1 protein-coding gene is annotated in these 1341 nt (G+C 66.5%); it reads right to left on the reverse strand.

Features of this window, described 5'->3' with window-relative positions; genetic code table 11:
- Positions 1–63 precede the first annotated feature (63 nt).
- Positions 64–1341, reverse strand: a 1278-nt coding sequence (locus AB0395_RS48425) for a transposase (protein WP_366295152.1), incomplete at its 5' end; no start/stop codon positions are given.

Below are 1341 nucleotides of genomic sequence, written 5' to 3' on the forward strand. Positions count from 1 at the left end.
TTCCGCGGCCACTTCTCGGGTCTGGCAAGATTTTCGTGATGGGGTGACGGTGAGTGCTCGTGATCATGCGAGTAGGACCCGTTTCCGCAGGAGTGAAAACCCGGCCCGGCCGAACATCTGCCGCTTGAGCATCTTGATCCGGTTGACCTGGCCCTCCACCGCTGCGGAACTCCACGGCAAGCTCAGCCCGGCGGTGACCGCAGCCAGATCACGCTCGATTCCGTGGACGAAGGGGTGCAGGCCAGACAGGTCATCGGCCAAGACCGCGGCAAGCCAGCCCCGCAGCCGATCCGCGGCCAGATCAGCGAGCATCTCGGCGAAAGCCCGGACATGCCCGGATACCGCTTCCAACTGCGGACAACGCGCCAGCACGGTTTTGAGGCGGCGCCTGTCGACTTCCGTAAGCCCGCCGGGATGGCGAGTGATCCATGTGGTGACCTCACGGACACTGGGCGGCCCTGGTTGCGCTGGAGAACGCCCCTTGACCTGACGAAAGCGCCGGAAGTAGGCGCACAAACTGTTGTAGCTGCCCAGATAGCCCATCTCGGTGATCTCGGCATGAAGCCGGACAAGATTGGTGCAGCCTTCCCGCCAGCGTTGATGCAGATACTCCTTGTAGGGATCCAGCAGGTGATACCGGCCCTGCCATCGGTCTTCGACCAGTTCCTGCCAAGTCGCAGCACGCACCAGCTGGCGCACCCGGCGCGGGGTGATGCCAAGGTGCCGGGCGATGGCCCGCAGGCTGTAGCCCTTCTCACGCAAAGTGTGCACGGCGGCGTGCTGATCGCGAGTGCGATCGGCATAACGGCCCTCGGGACCGGCAGGTACAACGATCTGCCCGGCTAACCGAACCTGTTCGGCAGGGGTGGGCGGGTCTGGCCCCGAGGCATCGGGTTCTCGCAGGCAGCGCCGGTGCTGGCGGACACAGCACTCCACGGCCGCGGCGAGGTTGTGCCACAGGTGCCAGCGGTCGGCGACCTGTGTCGCGCCAGCAGCCCCGATGGTGGCCGCCTCGCTGTAGGCCTCGGCCCGGTCACGGCAGATGACCTCTACCGCGGGGTGTGCGATCAGCCAGGCGGCGAAGGTTTTACTTTCCCGGTCCGGCAGCAGATCGACGGGCTTGTGGGTGAGGCAGTCGATCAGGACGGTTCCATAAAGCTGCCCGCGGCGGAAGGCGAAGTCATCGACCCCCAGTACCCGTGGCGTGGGCAGGACCGGGTCGGGAAGCGCCATGACCAGGGACACCAGCGTCACTCGGCTGACCGTTGCGGCTAGGACGGCGGCGAGTCTCGCCCCCGCACGGCCGGCCAGTGCCAGGCCGACGGCTCGCAGTACCCCGAG

Origin of the sequence: Streptosporangium sp. NPDC051023, assembly GCF_040689595.1 — a bacterium.
Taxonomy (GTDB): Bacteria; Actinomycetota; Actinomycetes; order Streptosporangiales; family Streptosporangiaceae; genus Streptosporangium.